This window comes from Niallia sp. FSL W8-0177 (assembly GCF_038006285.1).
Lineage (GTDB): Bacteria > Bacillota > Bacilli > Bacillales > Cytobacillaceae > Niallia > Niallia circulans_A.
In genome coordinates this window covers 663,273-680,985 of sequence record NZ_JBBOUX010000001.1, presented here as the reverse complement: position 1 = coordinate 680,985, position 17,713 = coordinate 663,273, and the positions used below count along the sequence as shown (strand labels likewise).

Genomic DNA, 17,713 nt, shown 5'->3' with positions numbered 1-17,713 from the left:
GACATATGACTACTTAGTCATTTATTATAAGTAAATGAGTTAGATTAGTCAATAAAGGGAAGGTGTATTATGAAAGGTTTAGTAAATTTTGTGTTAGGTAACAAGCTTGCGGTTTGGTTACTAACCATTATTATTACTGTATCAGGTATCTATTCTGGTACAAAAATGAATATGGAAACCATACCAAATATCTCTATTCCATACTTAACCGTAATGGATGTTTACCCGGGAGCTACGCCGGAGAAAATCATGGAAGAAGTTTCCATACCGATAGAAAAAGTAGTAGAAAATCTGGAAGATGTTAAAGCTGTCTATTCGAATTCTTATTCGAACATGGCAAATGTTCAATTAGAATATGAATATGGGACGGATATGGATGAAGCAAAACGAGCTTTACAATCCGCTCTGGATAATGTCACCTTACCTAAAGATGCAGAGGAACCTACAATTACAGCAATCAGTATGAACATGATGCCAGTTGTAGCGTTAAGTGTCAGCAGTACAAAAGAAGACATTACCGAATTAACCTCAACTGTGGAAGATATCATTCTCCCAAAAATCGAAAAGATTAATGGTGTCGCTTCTGCAACTATCACAGGTCAGCATATTGAAGAAGTAGATTTAACATATGATAAAGAAAAAATGGCGCAATTAGATTTAACGGAAGATACTGTTAAAGATATGATTCAAGCGAGTAATTTAGCAGTTTCTTTAGGACTTTACGAGTTTGAAGAAGGCGAACAAGCAGTTGCAATTGATGGGAAATTTATGACAGAAAAAGAACTAAAGAATATGCAAATTCCTGTCACTCCATCTCAACAAAATCCTTCCCCATTTGTAAAACTTAGCGATATTGCCAAAATTGAAGTAGTTGGGAAAGTGGAATCAGTTTCTCGTACAAATGGTAAAGATGCAATCGCCATCCAAATTGTCAAAGGTCAACAAGCAAACACTGTTGATGTTGTTAACAGTGTAAAAGATTTAATTAAAGATGAGCAAAAAAATATTGATGGCTTAGTAATTGATGTTTCTCTCGACCAAGGAGATCCGATTGAAAAATCTGTGCTTACAATGGTTGAAAAGGCCGTATTTGGTTGTTTAATTGCTGTATTAATCATTTTACTATTCTTACGTGATTTTAAATCAACGATTATCTCGATTATTTCCATTCCAGTATCTATTTTCATGGCATTGCTACTATTAAACTGGATGGATATCACATTAAATATTATGACGCTAGGTGCTATTACCGTGGCAATTGGAAGGGTAATCGATGACTCCATCGTTGTCGTGGAAAATATTTATCGACGCTTGCACCTGAAAGAAGAAAAATTAACTGGCCGCGCGCTAATTAGAGAAGCAACGATTGAAATGTTTAAACCAATCCTGTCTTCTACTTTAGTAACAGTTGCGGTATTTGCTCCATTAATGTTTGTTGGAGGCATGGTTGGAGAATTATTCCGTCCTTTCGCCTTAACAATGGCTTTCGCACTTGGAGCATCATTACTTGTTGCCATTACAATCGTTCCAGCCCTTTCTCATTTCTTATTTAAGAAAAAATTATATAGTGAGAAAACAGAAAGTAATCATAAAGAAGCTGGAAAATTGGCAACTTGGTATAAAGGTATTCTCGAAAAAGCACTTAATCATAAAATCATCACTTCCGTTATCGCTGTTATTTTATTAGCTGGAAGTGTTGCCCTCACTCCTTTAATCGGCTTTAGCTTCCTAGGAAGTGAAGAAGAAAAAACGATGTATATCACCTACACTCCAGAAACGGGTGAACTAAAGGATGAGACATTAAAGAACGTTACAGAAGTAGAAGAAAAAATGCTTGACCGCAAAGATATCGATATCGTTCAATTATCGATAAATGATACAGCTGATGCACAAAGCGCAATGATGGGCACTGGAGCTGGCGGTGCACTTATGTATCTCATCTTTGATGAAGATATGAAAAATTTCCCTGAAGCTCGTGATGAAATTGAGGAATATATTACAAATCTCGACCAATCTGGCGAATGGAAATCCCAAGACTTCTCATCAACCGGAATGTCAACAAATGAAGTTAGCTATACATTCTACAGTGAAGATTTAGATAAGCTGAATGAGTCAGTGAAAAAAGTGGAAGATATGCTAAAAAAGAATGATGGTTTAGAAGATGTTACTACAACAGCTGAAGACGCTTATGTGGAATATACATTTAAAGTAAATCAGCAAGAATTGTTACAATATGGGTTAACAGCTGGTCAGCTACTTGCGACACTAAGCCCTAACAATTCAAAAGATGTGTTAACAACGATTGAAAAAGACGGGCAGGAGCTTGATGTTATTGTCCAACAAGAAAAATCAGCACAGCCGAAATCAATCGACGATATGCTAGATACAGAAATCCAGACTGCTACTGGCCAAAATATGCCACTTTCAAAACTTGTGGATGTAAAAAAGGGAACTACCCAAAATACGCTTTCTCGTAGTGAAGGCGAGTACTATGCAACTGTATCAGGAAAAATCATTGGTGATAATGTGTCCAAAGTAACAAATGAAGTAGATAAAGAAATCGATAAAATCGACTTACCAAAAGGCGTTACAATGGGAGTTGCGGGTGTAACTGCAGATATGAATGAAACATTCACACAATTAGGTATTGCTATGATTGCTGCTGTTGCGATCGTGTACTTTATCCTTGTTGTTACATTCCGAGAAGGAGTTGCTCCATTTTCGATTCTATTCAGTTTACCATTTGCTGTTATCGGTTCGTTTGTCGGATTGTACCTATCAGGTCAGACCATTTCTGTTTCGGTAATGATGGGGCTCTTAATGTTAATTGGTATTGTAGTAACGAATGCCATTGTATTAGTAGACCGAATCATTCATATGGAACGAGATGGAATGAATATGCGTGAAGCGATTCTTGGAGCAGGATCAACACGTCTTCGTCCAATTCTAATGACAGCTATTGCAACAATTGGTGCATTAATTCCACTAGCAGTTGGTTCTGGTGGTAGTGGATTAATCTCTAAAGACCTTGGTATTACTGTTATTGGTGGTTTAATCAGTTCTACGTTGTTAACACTTGTTATCGTCCCTATTGTTTATGAAATTCTTTCTAAACTATTTAAGAAAAATCGTAAAGATATTGACGAAAACTAATGACTAAATGACAAAAGCCAGTGAAGGCATTCTTCACTGGCTTTTGTCTGTCTTTTTTTCCTTTGGTTTAACTATAATAGTGAAATGAATGCTACTTCTACTGGTTTTTCTTCGCTTTCATTTCCCTGATGAACGCCACTTCCTCTAGGTTTTCTTGCCCATATCCCTTCTATGAACACCACTTCCACCACTTATTCTTGCAATTGTGTCTTTCATTGCCTTCACATAAACCTCATCCCCTAAAAATGATTTCACAAGTTCTTTCATAAAAAAAGTCATTCAGGAAAAACTAATTTCTATACTATAATGGAAAGGGTTTTATCATGAAAATACATTGTTCCAATGAATATGATCCATTAAAAACAGTGGTCTTAGTTTCTCCCGAATATATGGCTATTAAAGTCCCTATAAATGATATTCAAAAAAAACATGCAAAGAAAAATATTGATAAAAAACTAGCCGTAAAGCAGCATGAAATGTTTATTGAAACTCTACAAAAAAATGGAGTGGAAACACTGCTTCTTCCAACAGAAGAAAAATACCATGAACAGGTTTTTACAAGAGATATCGGCTTCACTTTAGGAAGTCAGATCTTTGTGGCAGAAATGGCACGAGATGCTAGACATGGAGAAGAAAGAGTTTTAATAGATTATTTAAAGAAAAAAGAAATCACTTATACAGATATTAAAGGCAATTTTATTGAAGGCGGCGATGTGATTATTGATGGGAAAACAATTTTTGTAGGCATCAGTCAGCGTACAAATGAAGCAGCGGTCCGCCATTTACAGACCTTGATGCCTTCTTATGATGTCATAGCTGTCCCGTTTACGGATACATATCTCCATCTAGATTGTGTCTTTAATATTCTTTCTCCTACAGAGGGATTAATTTTCCCAGGGGAATTTCATAAAGAAAAAGAAAAATTACTGCGAGAACGTTATGAATTCATTCACGTAAGCGCTAAAGAGCAAGAAACATTAGGTACAAATGTATTATCCATTGGCAACAAAAAGGTAATTAGTTTACCTATGAATGAAGGGGTTAATAAAGAATTGCAAAAAAGAGGGTATGAAGTACTCGAGGTTGATTTTTCCGAAATCATTAAATCTGGTGGATCATTTCGTTGTTGTTCCATGCCCTTACTTAGAGAATAGGAAAAGGTACATTTCATCAGTGGGGAAATCCCCACTGATTTATTCTAGTTACGTTTATATCTACCGTACCGCTAACATTTCCCTTAGATTTTGCAAACTAATTTCAATGCTTTCCAATGGAGTTCTTCTAGTTGCATCCTGTTCAATGATCCACCATTGGATATCTATGTCCTCTCCTTTTTCAAGAATTGCATGAAAATCAATACTTCCTGTACCTACCTCAGCAAAGAATTGTTCTTCATCTGTTGTCATATCCTTTAAATGAATAAGCTTCATTCTGTCTTTATATGTATCAATCCATTTTGCTGGATCATAGTCTCGCTTCGAAAGCCAGTATACATCCGGTTCTGCAAAAACTAATGTTGGATCTGTATCTTCCATTATCGTAGCTAATGCCGTTCTTCCATCACTCATTATATCTAATTCAAAATCATGATTATGATAACAGAGAGATATCCCTGCTTTTCGACATTCTGCTCCTGCCATATTCAAGAAAGAAATTAGTGATTGATAATCCGCTTCTGTTCTTTTGTCTGGTAAAAGATAGGGACATACTAAAAATTTACTCCCTAATACTAATTGGTCTTGAATAACCTGAGAAAGATCGCTCTCTAAATCAGTTAATGGCACATGGCATGCTGCTACTCGTAAATTTAGTTCATCCAATAATTCCTTTAATTCTGCTACAGGGATTCCCCCATATCCAGCAAGCTCTACTCCTTGAAATCCAAGATCCGCCACTTTACGGAGGGTTCCGCGAAAATCCTCCTCACACTCATTTCTTAACGTATACATTTGGATGGCAATCGGTATATTCTTCAATTTTACTTCCTCCTCCTTGTTATTCCTTTCCCCCAATTACTCCCTAAAGGGATAGTCAGACAAAATAAGCACTCCCTATTATTGTACATGAGAACGTTATCATTTTGCAGATTAATATGGTAAATCGCTGATTTTTTTGGTAAAATGAGCAAAAATCAATTGGAGGTATATGCCTTTGGAAAACCATATCAGAAAAGTGATTGAGCAAACGGAAAAGGAATTTAACATAAAGGTGCTTTATGCATGTGAATCTGGAAGTCGGGCATGGGGCTTTCCATCCAAGGATAGTGATTATGATGTTCGCTTTATTTATATTCACCAGCCAAACTGGTACTTATCGATTGATCGCAGCCGAGATGTAATCGAGATTCCAAACCACGATTCATTATCAATCCCTGTTGATCCCTTATTAGATATGAGCGGCTGGGAACTAACTAAAACGCTTAAGCTTTTTCGCAAGTCCAATCCTCCGTTATTAGAATGGTTACGCTCTAATATGGTATATTATCAGCGTTTTTCAACCATCGATCAAATGAAAGAACTAGAAAAAGAAATATTCTCGCCTGCTTCCATTATCTATCATTATTTAAATATGGCAAAAGGAAATTTTCGAGAATACCTACAAGGAGATACCGTTAAAATTAAAAAATATTTTTATGTATTAAGACCAATTTTAGCAGCAAAGTGGACTCAAATATACCAAACGGTTCCGCCAATGGAGTTCGAAACATTAGTACATGAACTTATCCCTGCTGGTGACCTTCTTACAAGTATTAGTACTTTATTAGAAAGAAAAAAATCCGGCGAAGAATTATCACTTGAACCACGAATCAATCTCATTAATACATTCTTAGAAAGTGAGATCCACGAGCTAGAAGCATACGCAAAAGGGTTGCAAAAAAATTCGGAAGATCCAACCGAACAATTAAATGAGCTATTTCGATTTTCATTAAAAGAAGTCTGGAATTATTGAAAAAGGTCATTGAAAAAGCGTTCATGTAAGAACAACACTTTTTCATGACCTTTTTTAGTTATATAAAAAGTAATTGCGGTATCTTTGCATGGACAAAAGAATGCTAGTCCTTAAAATATGGATTCAAATGAATTAGCACTTCATTAATATTATCGTGCTTTGCCATTAATTTCTTTTTTATTTTTCTAGATAAATCATGACCTTCCTTAATAGTTTTATCGTAATCGATTGAGATACGTAAATCGACTAATATATAGTGACCATGTTCTCTAGCACGGAGTCGGTCAATTCGCTTTACTTCAGCAAAGGAAGAAATTATGTCATGATACTCTGCTAAAATTGCCAGATCTATATTCCGCTCCAGTAAAATATCAAAAGCTTCACTTACCATTTCCTTCGCAATTTTAAAAATCAAATAAGCTACAATGATCGTTGCAAGCTTATCTCCATAAAGAAATAAATGTATATTCAACTTTTCTCCAAGGATAGAGAACAGAACGCCTATTGCTGCTGCAATGGATGCCACAATATCAGCCTTATGATCATAAGCAATTGCTTCAATTGCTTTACTGCTTTGTTCCTTCGCAATCCTTTTACTATATCGATATAATAGCACTTTCGAAATATAAGAAATAACAGCAACCCACATTGCAATCATACTTGGTGTTGTGATGGGATGGAATAACCCAATTATTACTTCATATACCAAGTAGATAGAGACACATAAAAGAATCATACCAACAATACCAGATACAATTATTTCTGCCTTCCCATGTCCATATGGATGTTCCTGATCTGCCGGTTTATTCGCAATTTTAATAACGACTAAAACAAGGACAGAGGCAAACACATCTGCAGCTGAGTGAATTCCATCGGCAAAAACCGCATCACTATTCCCTATCCAACCCACTATTATTTTCCCAATTGTTAAGATAATATTACTAATTACACTAATCCAAGCTACTCGTTTGGCTAGCAATTCTCTCGATCCCAAATTTCATCAACCTCTTTTATTTTCCAAAAATTTCAATACACTTAAAAAGTCAACTTAAACATATTAGCAGAAAAGAAAGCAGTGGGTCTAGAGAAAAAAAGTTGCCTTCTTACAAATTAATCATTTACTTTTCTTTAGGAATGTATTCGTTTGTGGGAAATGAAAGTAAGAAAATAAGTTATATTATTCATAAATGAAAATTTTGGGATAGTTATAGTTGCAGAGAAGAAAGCTAACATTTAAATTCAAGTTGATTAAATACGGTAAGTAAACCAAAATATCATATAGTATCAGTCAAACGGGGAATTTATCTGCCCCTTTGGATTTATTAGCTAATGCGAGATGGATTTCAGCCTCTGCAAACGGCTTTTCAGCCAAACTATGGATTTATTCAGCCAAAGCGAGGGTGGAATCAGCCAAACTTGGATAATATCAGCCAAAACTTCAGAGATATCAGCCAAACTTGAAATATATCAGCCAAAACTTCAGGGAAATCAGCCAAACTTGAAATATATCAGCCAAAACTTCAGAGATATCAGCCAAACTTGAAATATATCAGCCAAAACTTCAGGGAAATCAGCCAAACTTGAAATATATCAGCCAAAACTTCAGGGAAATCAGCCAAATTTGAAATATATCAGCCAAAACTTCAGGGAAATCAGCCAAACTTGAAATATATCAGCCAAAACTACAGAGAAATCAGCCAAACTTGGATAATATCAGCCAAAACTACAGAGAAATCAGCCAAACTTGGATAATATCAGCCAAAACTTCAGGGAAATCAGCCAAATTTGAAATATATCAGCCAAAACTTCAGGGAAATCAGCCAAACTTGAAATATATCAGCCAAAACTACAGAGAAATCAGCCAAACTTGGATAATATCAGCCAAAACTACAGAGAAATCAGCCAAACTTGGATAATATCAGCCAAAACTACAGAGAAATCAGACAAACTCCCAATTTTTCAGCAAATACCATAAATAACTTCTCGCCCCCGCTTGTGTTAGCATGGGGCACTCTTTCCTAGGATTACAGCTTACGGGCATTTTTTATTATGTTTTTTTGTGTAAAACTATATTTATTGCTGATTTTTTTCCAATAGTAGAATAACCAAAGTTTTATTTTTTGCCATTTATAAACACTTGCTTTTGTATTCTGTAATTCTTGCCAAGCAGAATCTAATTTATTTGCCTCTAGTAATCTTTTACTATAGTCTAATTTTAATTTTGACAAATACAAATCTATATATGGAATTTCCTCTTTATGAAGCAAATTCTCTAATGAATAAATGATCGGATAGCGATTTAATATGGTCAAATCCATGCATACACTGTTTTCTAACCCGCGGTAATAAATGGCATTGCTTTCATTTATATAAGCAATCGAATAGTTCATTCCAATTCGCAACCACATATCTTGATCTTCACCAAGAGGCTCTCCCTCTTTAAATAAACCTATTTTATCAAAAACTTGCTTTCGAACTGCGATTGCAGAAGAAATGATTGGTAAATCCTTTAATGTTTTTTCAACATAGTTTGTAAATACCCCTTCCCACTTTTCAGGTGTTTGATATATGGATGGGATTATTTTCTTTTTCGTCGGCAGAACGATTTCATAGCTTGTTGCATAAGCGCCACATTCAGGATATTTATCTTTTAAATAGATAATTTTCTCAAGAAAACCTGGTTTCCACTCATCATCTGCATCAATAAATGTAATTAATTCAGCTGTAGCTGCAAGTATTCCCTTGTTTCTAGCTGCTGAGGCACCTTTGTGTTCCAACTTTAGGACCTTAATCCGCTCGTCTATCCATGTTTCCGCTTTTTCAACACTGCCATCTGTTGAACCATCATCTACAATAATAATCTCAAAATCTTGAAATGTTTGCGAAAGAATGGACATAATCGTTCGTTCAATATATTGTACTTTATTATATAGTGGAATAACTACTGAGACAGCGACCATCTTGCACCCTCCCAATTTTTCATCGCTAGTGATTGTGCATCCTTTATCGATAGTTTTGGATACCTATATTGTCCAGCTATAATTTGTTTAAGAGCATGCCATATGCTCTCCTCTTCAAAGGAATGGGACGGAATAATATACTCTTTATCTGCTTGAATTTGCTTGGCCCATCCATCACATTTAGGATGGTAAGAAAGAATGATTGTCGGTGTATTTGTAATATAGCCAAACACAGAGCTATGCAGTCTCATCCCAATCAATCCCTTTAATGAGGCAATAGTTCGGAGAGTGTTCATTGGATCTTTATCATAAGACAGATGCTTAATAGGAATCTTTGTGTGTAATTGGTCGATGACTTCACGATGTATGTCTTGATCTCCAAAAATAGGATGACCATTAAAGTCAATAAAGACTAACTCTTCTATTTCCTCCTGGTGAAGTCCATTTAGAACATTGACTATTTTTTTCAGTCTCGTCTTTTCAATACTTGTATCTCCACCAATATATCTCTCGTAGTGACATAAGGAAATTCCCAAACCTTTTCTTGTGTGAATTCCATTAAAATTTTCACCAGCTACAAGTGGTAAAAGTACGGCTAAATCAAATGTTAATTCTACCTTTACATCGGAGGAGAAAGAACGAATTAGTTCATAGCTTTCCTCATCTCTACAGCCGATATAATTAAACTTTTCGATAAGCTTTTTACATGCACCTTCAGCAGCCGAATCTCTAAATGGTCCAAAGGATACCCCAATTGCCGCTGCTCCTTTTCCTCTATTTAAATCGATTAAATCGCTATCTCTTGTCATTTTATCTGTCGAATGAAAAACAGAGCCACCACCAAATAAAATTAAATCACTCTCATAACAATGCCTGTACAAACGAAGTAAGTTTTCATTACGTTCTTGTTCTTCTTGAACAAATAATGCTTCAATTTCCGCATTTAATGGCAGAACAGGCTTTTGTATACATGTCCCATAAATTTTATCTCCAGATAGAAATTTCCGGCTTCCCCAAGAGGATACTAGTAACAATGCATCATCTCCGCCATTCTGTTCTCCATAATAACCTGAAAGAATAATCTTACTCATCTAAGTACTCCTCCTACCTCTCATATCTCTTAATAGTATATGGACAATCCATAAAAAGGTGACCAGCAGCTAACATTTGGACCATTTGCTATGGTCCGATTTATGGAGGACAAGAATAGAATATATAGTAAACATTAGGGAAAGGACATGATGCTGATGACATTAAAGAAGAAAAGAAAGATACTTTTTATTACAAAAAATTGGGAAAATGGGATAGAAAGAAATACGTATTATTTAACAAAAGAATTAAAAAAATACGTTGATATTAGAACCTGGGAGGAAGACGGTAATATAAGTGAGACGATACAAAAAATGAACTTTCAGCCTGACTTTATCCTAGTTAATGATTTACGTCCTACCAGATCACCAAAAGTAACTGGTCTAAAGGACTGCAATATTCCATTTGGGATTATCATGCATGATTTAAACTACCAAATGGATCAAAGAAGAGCATTCATTAAAGAAAATAATGTGAAATATATCTTCACCCATTATAGAGATACTTTTTTAGAATGGTATCCAGAATTTAAAGATAAAATGATATGGTTTCCTCATTATGTAAATATTGATGTATTTAAAGACTTCAAGCAACCGAAAACCATTGATTATTTAATGATGGGGGCTGTACATCCTACTGTTTATCCATTACGTCAAAAAATTCTTGATCAAATGAAGAATTTATCAAATTTCACCTATCATGCGCATCCTGGCTATTTCCACCAACAGTATGATGAGAGATCATTTAAAGTAGCGAGCAGCTTCGCACAAGAACTGAACAAAGCAAAAATGTTTTTTACTTGTGATTCCATTTATCATTATCCTGTAATGAAATACTACGAGACTTTAGCTTGTAATACTTTATTACTAGCTGCCTGCACAAAAGAAATTAAAGATTTAGGATTTATCCCTGGAGTTCATTTCATTGAAATCAATGAAGAAAATTTTATGCGTAAGGCTAAATATCATTTAAGAAATTATGAAACATTAGGGAAAAAAATTGCTTTAAATGGCTATAAAATGGTAAGAAAAAAACATTCTGTACAAGTTCGTGCGCAGCAGCTCCTTGCTCATATTGAAGAAATTCTTGCTAAAGAAGGGGGCAACGAGCAATGAGAATCTTATATCTTGGTTATTTGGGTGTTAATAATATCGGAGATGAAGTTTGTTATGAAGCATTTGCTCAAGCTTGCGAAAGATGGCTTCACGAGGACTATACTTTATTCTCCTACCCAATTAATTCTTCTAAAACCCTAAAAGAATTATATGGAGAAAAACCATTTGATATCGTTATCTTAGGAGGTGGCTCTTTATTTCAGGGCAATTTCTTTATCGATTTGGCATTAGAGGCAATCGAAATGAAACTTCCACTATATTGCTATGGAACAGGTATTGATTATATGACGGAAGAAACAATTGAATCCTTTAAAAGGGGAAAATTCCAATTATCCTCCACCACCTTCAATAATAAAGAGATTAATAGAGACAAAATAAAAAAAGTGATTGAATACTCCACATTCGCAGGTCTTAGAGGACCACTTACACAAAAGTATATTAAGACTTTAAATCCTTCGCCAACGAGTAATTACCAGATAATCGGTGATTCTGGGATGCTGTTTACTCCCCAAAAGGACGACTATATAAGAAGCAAATACTTGCAAGATCACGATAAAAAAATAATTGCGGTCAATTGGGGTACCACCCAAAACATCCTTTTTGGCTATGATGAATATAAACTTAAAAAGCAAATCATTAAAGCATGTACCAATCTTTTAAAAAAAGGATACCAAATTGTAATTTTTCCAATGTGGGATTTAGATGTCCCTCACTGCAAGGAACTATATGAGAGCATAAAGAAGAAAGGAAAAGTCACATTCATTCCAGAAGTTTGCACAGCTTCACAAATTTATTCTTTCTTATCGCTATGCCACTTTTCACTTAACTTAAAGCTGCATGCAAATGTACTTTCTGCATCAAGCGGTACCCCATTCTTCCAATTAGCTTATCGCTCAAAAGGTGTAGATTTCGCCGCCTCTGTCCATCAATTACCTTATACGTTACTATCCAATACGGAGAAACTAGCGGAAACGATTGAAAACAAAGAATATTATTTAACAAGCAATAAGAACCGAAAAAAGCTTAGGCAAGCAAAAGAGAGAATTGTCGCAAGACATAAAAACTTTATCTTGTCATTAAAAAAGTAATTTAAAAGGGATGTTCCTATTCTACGGAACATCCCTTTTATACATATAAAAAGCCGGTATAATCTATGGTTAACCTAAAAAATAAAAATAGAAGCTCTTTAAACCTTTCCCTTTTTAGAGCCATTCTCTATTAAAGGGAAGGAAAGCTTCTATTAATCAAATGATTTTATTTTTCATACTCTTTTATCTGTTTTAAGCATAGCTCGTAAACGTCCACTTTGTGATACAATCTATACCATTCTATTGTATAAAAGACAGTCTCATCAATATTCCATTTTGGATGCCAATCTAAATAATACTTTGCTTTATTTATATCTAAACTAAGAAGCTTTGCTTCATGTTCTGCAGAATAAGAAGGTTCTACTTCCCACGTGCCACCATTCCAGTGTTCAACAATTTTTTCGACTAATTGTTGGACGGTTGTCACACTATCAGATTCTGGTCCAAAGTTCCAGCTTTCGGCATATTGTGTTTTTCCTTCATATAGATATGCACCTATTTTTAAATAACCTGAAAGTGGTTCTAATACATGCTGCCACGGACGAACAGAATGAGGAGAACGTAATTTAATCGCTTGATCAGACATTAAGGAGCGGACACTATCAGGAATAATGCGGTCTTCCGACCAATCCCCTCCCCCAATTACATTACCCGCTCGTACAGAAGCAATTAACTTACCATGCTTAGAATAAGACTCAATTGGAAAGAAGGAATGCTGATAAGAAGAAATCAATAGTTCGCAGCATCCTTTACTGGAACTATATGGATCATATCCTCCCATCGGATCTGTTTCACGATAGCCCCATACCCATTCCTTATTATCATAACACTTATCACTGGTTACCATTACACCTGCTTTTACAGAAGGTGACTTTCTGATTGCTTCCAATACATGCATTGTCCCCATTACATTCACTTCATACGTATAGATAGGGTCTCGATAAGATTGTTTCACTAATGGCTGTGCTGCCAAATGAAAGACAATTTCAGGTTGATATTCTTCAAAAACTGCTTGTAGTTTAGCAGCATCACGAATATCTGCTCTAATATCCTTCACTTTATTATTCAGTTCTGTTAATTTAAATAAACTCTCTTCTCCAATTGGATCTAAAGAATAACCAATTACATTCGCACCTAGCTTCATTAACCAAATAGCCAGCCAAGAACCTTTAAAACCTGTATGACCAGTTATCAGTACCGTTTTATTTTTATAAATTTTTCGCCAATCAGTTGTCATAAGTAACACCTCCACTCCCATTAATGAAAATGATAATAACTTTTATACCAGGCAATGGTTTTCTTTATCCCCTCTTCTATGGAAACAGCAGGAGTCCATCCAAGCACTTTTCGAATCTTTGTAATATCAGGGATAGGCGCATTTCTTTCATTCTCCCTTTTGGGAATGGCACCATATAATGGTACTTGCTTTGTACCTAAATGCTGATAAATCAAATCAACAAAATATCGTAAAGGATAGGCATTTCCAGAAGCTATATTTAAAATCATATTATTACTTCCTTCATATGTGGCTGCAAGGATTAAGCCATCGACGATATTGCCGACATAACTATAATCACGGTATTGATCACACGACGTTAATTTCACCTCGTCACCACGTAGTACTTTTTCAATAATATGAGAGAATAATTTATGATTATCTTCTGCTTCCCCAAAAATATTAAATGCCCGTAAAGTGATAATGGGAAGCTTATATTCTTGTGCTAACTGATGGGAAATAATAGTAGATGCTGCTTTTGTACTTCCATAGATATCAACTGGTTCTAATAACATATCTTCATGAATCTTTTCCTTTTTATCTCCATATTCAGAACTACTGCCAAGACAAATAATTTTTTTACACTTGGTACCTTTGGCTGCAAATAAAATATTCATTGTTCCAACTATATTAGTTTCGTATGCAAGTAAGTCATTTCTGTTACTTGGGTTTGTTCCATAAGCTGCTAAATGAAAAATATAATCTGGTTGAAATTCATGAATAATCCGACATATGTCTGAGCGATTTTGAATATTTGCCTCATATTTTTTTAAATGAGGCAAATATTCCTGTACTCTCCAAGGATTGGAATGTTCTCGAATAATAACAGCGACAGACGCATTTTCTTTCACTAACCGTTTAATAAGATGGGAGCCAATAAAACCATAAGCACCTGTAACTAAAACTTTTTTATTTTTTAACTTCATGCCACCCACCTCTTATAAAGAGACAATGGAATAAGGATTTTTGGCTATATATCCGCTAGGAAGATTAGCAAAGAATTGGGCGTTATTAGATAAGCTGCTCAATAGCTCCTTTACTTTCGTTAAATACGGATTATAAATATACGTTAAAGTGGCGGATGAAATGTCTACTTTTTCTAGCTTCCATAGATCAAATTCATTCTCATTTAAGATCAGCAGGCTTCCAAAATGGAAGAATATCAATGGATTATTGTCAATATATACATTTTTCTCCCTCATGGTTACTTCTTGGTCTGTATTGTTCAAAATAAGATTCCATGGAGCAGCGTTGATTCCAGGGTTTTGATTCACTTTTATATTATCAAATATTTCTGGGATGCGGTCTAAATACAATTGATCTCCCCATGATTTACGTTCATCGTTATAAACCTCTGAACATTCTTCTAAACACTTCTTCTTCCACCAATTTAGAATTTTTCGGCTATTTCGTTCGTTTTTGAAGCCGATAAATCCCGCTTGATATTGTCCATGAAAATGTTCCAGTGTATCCGTTCCGCGTTGACGACATAAATAAACAGAGTATCTACCAAAGTCATCAATTACAGAAAGTGGGTTAGAGAAGAAATATAAATCACTATCACAATAGAAGAGATGGTCAATATCTGCATGTGTGGATAGTAAATGTTCTAGTAACGTCGCTTTTATTGTCCAACAATATTCTTGCAGCGTTCGTTGTTGTTTTATCTCTTTTAATTGTGGGTTTTCAAAGGTCTCTACTGGTATTAGCGTGACATTTTTTAAGTTTAGATTGGATAAGACATCATGGGTTTCTGAATCCATTGTACAAATCCATATGTGAAAATTATCTATTTGTCTGCTAAGCGAGTGATACATTGCAAGTCCTTTAACTAAATATTCTTTACTAAATATGGAGGTTAATAATAAATAGTTATTGTATTGAATCATTCTTTTTTTCAATTTTGTTGATTGATATTTTGTCTTCGCTTGAATAAAGTCTTTTGTCGATAATGTTGCCTTAATAATACCAGGATAACTATTTTGATAGTTTTTGATTAAATTTTCTAATAAATCAAGGTATGGAACATAAATGTAATTCATAATTTCCTTTTGAATATTTAATTGATGCATACTCCATAAATCATATTTATCACTATCATATATGGTTATACAGGAAAAATGATAAGCAACAAGTGGATCGTTATTGATAAAAACTTTATCTCCTTGTAAAGAAACGTTGAAATCATTATTGTAGATAATATTCCAAGGTGCAGCATTTACTCCTAAATTAGAAGATATTCGCACGTTATCATACATTATTGGCAGTTGATCTAAATACTTTTGATCTCCAAAACGTCCATTGCTCTCAACTACTCCACACCATTCAATGCAGCGCTCCTTCCACCATTGAACAGCTGACAATCCAATTTCATCTTTTCTAAATCCAATAATACCTGCTTGGTACTTCCCATATTTTTGTTCTACCCAATCTAGATCTCTTTGTGGAGTTAAAAAGATGGAAGCAGAACCCCACTCATTAAAAATACTTGCTGGATTAGAGAAGAAATAAATATCTCCGTCGCAGTATAATACTTGCTCAATATCGTTATTTTTTAAGATATATTCAATTAGGAAAGATTTTAATGTCCAACAATATTCATTAATCATTCGTTCTTGTTTAACTGCTCTTAATTGATCATTCTCTATTTCTTCTACTCTAATAAGATGCATATTTTTTAGATTCTTTTCATTTAAAAATTTGTGCGTAATGGCATCCGTACAACATACCCATAAGTTGAAGTTATCACTATTTTTAGCAAGAGACTCATAAACCGCCATAATTTTAATGCAATATTCTTTACCGGCAATCACACAAAAATTTTGATTGGTTGATGCGATTGGCTCTGTTGGCGATAATTTAGTTTGCTCTTTTGTGTTTACTAATACTATTTGTTGATCTTTTGCTTCTTTTAAGGTTTCTTGTTTTGTTTTTTCTTTTGCCGCTGCTTCTTGTCTCGCTTTTTCTTTTGCCGCTGCTTCTTGTCTCGCTTTTTCTTTCGCCGCTGCTTCTTGTTTTGCTTTTTCTTTCGCCGCTGCTTCTTGTTTTGCTTTTTCTTTTGCTGCCGCTTCTTGTCTCGCTTTTTCTTTCGCCGCTGCTTCTTGTTTTGCTTTTTCTTTTTCCGCTGCTTCTTGTCTCGCTTTTTCTTTTGCCGCTGCTTCTTGTCTTGCTTTTTCTTTCGCCGCTGCTTCTTGTCTCGCTTTTTCTTTCGCCGCTGCTTCTTGTTTTGCTTTTTCTTTTGCCGCTGCTTCTTGTCTCGCTTTTTCTTTCGCCACTGCTTCTTGTTTTGCTTTTTCTTTCGCCACTGCTTCTTGTTTTGCTTTTTCTTTCGCCACTGCTTCTTGTTTTGCTTTTTCTTTTGCTGCCGCTTCTTGTCTCGCTTTTTCTTTCGCCGCTGCTTCTTGTTTTGCTTTTTCTTTTTCCGCTGCTTCTTGTCTCGCTTTTTCTTTTGCCGCCGCTTCTTGTCTAGCTTTTTCTTTCTCCGCTGCTTCTCGTTTTGCTTTTTCTTTTGCCGCTGCTTCTTGTTTTGCTTTTTCTTTTGCCGCTGCTTCTTGTCTTGCTTTTTTCGCTTCTGCTTCTTGTCTTGCTTTTTCTTTCGCTTCCGCTTCTTGTCTTGCTTTTTTCGCTTCTGCTTCTTGTCTTGCTTTTTTCGCTTCTGCTTCTTGTCTTGCTTTTTTCGCTTCTGCTTCTTGTCTTGCTTTTTTCGCTTCTGCCTCTTGTCTTGCTTTTTCTTTCGCTTCCGCTTCTTGTCTCGCTTTTTCTTGATCGATTACTTCTTCATTTTGTATAATAGCCCCCATTGTTTCCTGGGCATTTTCATTAACAACTGATGCTTGTGCATCTATAATCTCCGGTGTGGAAGTTTCTTCTGGTGGTGAGGGTAATTCCAGTACCTTATTATTTTTCCTTGCCCCATTTATAATATCAACTAGATTATCTACATGGAATTTCACTGAAATCTCTTTTGAAAACAGTTGAATATTTAACGTCGCTGACTTTTCTTGTTTCTCATTATTCGACAATGCTTTTAAAAAGTCTGATATGATATTTCTTTTTAGCCATTTCATGGCAATCCTCTCTCTC

Annotated in this window: 15 protein-coding genes; 7 read left to right on the top strand and 8 right to left on the bottom strand. The window is 35.1% G+C overall.

The window, feature by feature from the left end; translation table 11 throughout:
- Positions 1-69: 69 nt before the first annotated feature.
- A complete protein-coding gene (locus NST77_RS03280) occupies positions 70-3,153 on the top strand; it encodes an efflux RND transporter permease subunit (protein WP_341122730.1) in 3,084 nt (1,027 codons plus the stop codon).
- Positions 3,154-3,297: 144 nt separating this feature from the next.
- On the opposite strand, the gene NST77_RS03275 is transcribed toward NST77_RS03280, so the two are convergent.
- Positions 3,298-3,420 carry a hypothetical protein gene (locus NST77_RS03275; RefSeq protein ID WP_268877130.1) on the bottom strand — a complete coding sequence of 41 codons (123 nt, stop codon included), beginning with the start codon at positions 3,418-3,420 and terminating at the stop codon, positions 3,298-3,300.
- Positions 3,421-3,476: 56 nt separating this feature from the next.
- On the opposite strand from NST77_RS03275, the gene NST77_RS03270 reads away from it, so the two are divergent.
- Positions 3,477-4,307 carry a dimethylarginine dimethylaminohydrolase family protein gene (locus tag NST77_RS03270; protein WP_095332115.1) on the top strand — a complete coding sequence of 277 codons (831 nt, stop codon included), beginning with the start codon at positions 3,477-3,479 and terminating at the stop codon, positions 4,305-4,307.
- A gap of 60 nt (positions 4,308-4,367) precedes the next feature.
- Here the strand turns inward: NST77_RS03270 and NST77_RS03265 are convergent, their stop codons facing one another.
- Positions 4,368-5,129, bottom strand: coding sequence for a sugar phosphate isomerase/epimerase family protein (locus NST77_RS03265; RefSeq protein WP_095332113.1), 762 nt, complete (start codon positions 5,127-5,129; stop codon positions 4,368-4,370).
- Positions 5,130-5,304: 175 nt separating this feature from the next.
- Between NST77_RS03265 and NST77_RS03260 the strand changes: the two genes are divergently transcribed.
- Positions 5,305-6,102, top strand: coding sequence for a nucleotidyltransferase domain-containing protein (locus NST77_RS03260; protein ID WP_095332111.1), 798 nt, complete (start codon positions 5,305-5,307; stop codon positions 6,100-6,102).
- Between the two features lie 103 nt (positions 6,103-6,205).
- Here NST77_RS03260 and NST77_RS03255 read toward each other — a convergent pair whose 3' ends face one another.
- Complete coding sequence (locus NST77_RS03255; RefSeq protein WP_123257285.1) at positions 6,206-7,096, bottom strand: cation diffusion facilitator family transporter; 891 nt, start codon at positions 7,094-7,096, stop codon at positions 6,206-6,208.
- Between the two features lie 335 nt (positions 7,097-7,431).
- On the opposite strand from NST77_RS03255, the gene NST77_RS03250 reads away from it, so the two are divergent.
- Both NST77_RS03250 and NST77_RS03245 read left to right on the top strand, forming a co-directional pair.
- Complete coding sequence (locus tag NST77_RS03250) at positions 7,432-7,563, top strand: hypothetical protein (RefSeq protein WP_275068656.1); 132 nt, start codon at positions 7,432-7,434, stop codon at positions 7,561-7,563.
- A 242-nt stretch (positions 7,564-7,805) separates the two neighbouring features.
- Complete coding sequence (locus NST77_RS03245) at positions 7,806-8,018, top strand: hypothetical protein (protein ID WP_341122729.1); 213 nt, start codon at positions 7,806-7,808, stop codon at positions 8,016-8,018.
- Positions 8,019-8,126: 108 nt separating this feature from the next.
- Here NST77_RS03245 and NST77_RS03240 read toward each other — a convergent pair whose 3' ends face one another.
- On the bottom strand, positions 8,127-9,062 hold the full coding sequence (locus NST77_RS03240; protein WP_095332109.1) for a glycosyltransferase family 2 protein: 936 nt from the start codon (positions 9,060-9,062) through the stop codon (positions 8,127-8,129).
- Entirely contained in the window at positions 9,044-10,153 is a 1,110-nt protein-coding gene (locus NST77_RS03235; RefSeq protein WP_095332107.1) for a polysaccharide pyruvyl transferase family protein, read from the bottom strand. The genes NST77_RS03240 and NST77_RS03235 overlap by 19 nt, the downstream gene beginning before the upstream one ends.
- Positions 10,154-10,303: 150 nt before the next feature.
- On the opposite strand from NST77_RS03235, the gene NST77_RS03230 reads away from it, so the two are divergent.
- Positions 10,304-11,266 (top strand): glycosyltransferase family protein, encoded by a 963-nt coding sequence (locus NST77_RS03230; protein WP_061800315.1) that lies wholly within the window; start codon positions 10,304-10,306, stop codon positions 11,264-11,266.
- Positions 11,263-12,354: a polysaccharide pyruvyl transferase family protein gene (locus NST77_RS03225; RefSeq protein ID WP_095332105.1), complete on the top strand. Its 1,092-nt coding sequence runs from the start codon at positions 11,263-11,265 to the stop codon at positions 12,352-12,354. The genes NST77_RS03230 and NST77_RS03225 overlap by 4 nt, the downstream gene beginning before the upstream one ends.
- Positions 12,355-12,520: 166 nt before the next feature.
- Here the strand turns inward: NST77_RS03225 and rfbG are convergent, their stop codons facing one another.
- From rfbG to NST77_RS03210, 3 genes are read right to left on the bottom strand one after another with little or no spacing between them, the layout of a single operon-like run.
- Positions 12,521-13,591: a CDP-glucose 4,6-dehydratase gene (gene rfbG, locus NST77_RS03220; protein ID WP_095332103.1), complete on the bottom strand. Its 1,071-nt coding sequence runs from the start codon at positions 13,589-13,591 to the stop codon at positions 12,521-12,523.
- Between the two features lie 20 nt (positions 13,592-13,611).
- Entirely contained in the window at positions 13,612-14,556 is a 945-nt protein-coding gene (locus NST77_RS03215; RefSeq protein ID WP_095332101.1) for an NAD-dependent epimerase/dehydratase family protein, read from the bottom strand.
- A gap of 12 nt (positions 14,557-14,568) precedes the next feature.
- On the bottom strand, positions 14,569-17,697 hold the full coding sequence (locus NST77_RS03210; protein WP_341122728.1) for a hypothetical protein: 3,129 nt from the start codon (positions 17,695-17,697) through the stop codon (positions 14,569-14,571).
- Positions 17,698-17,713 lie beyond the last annotated feature (16 nt).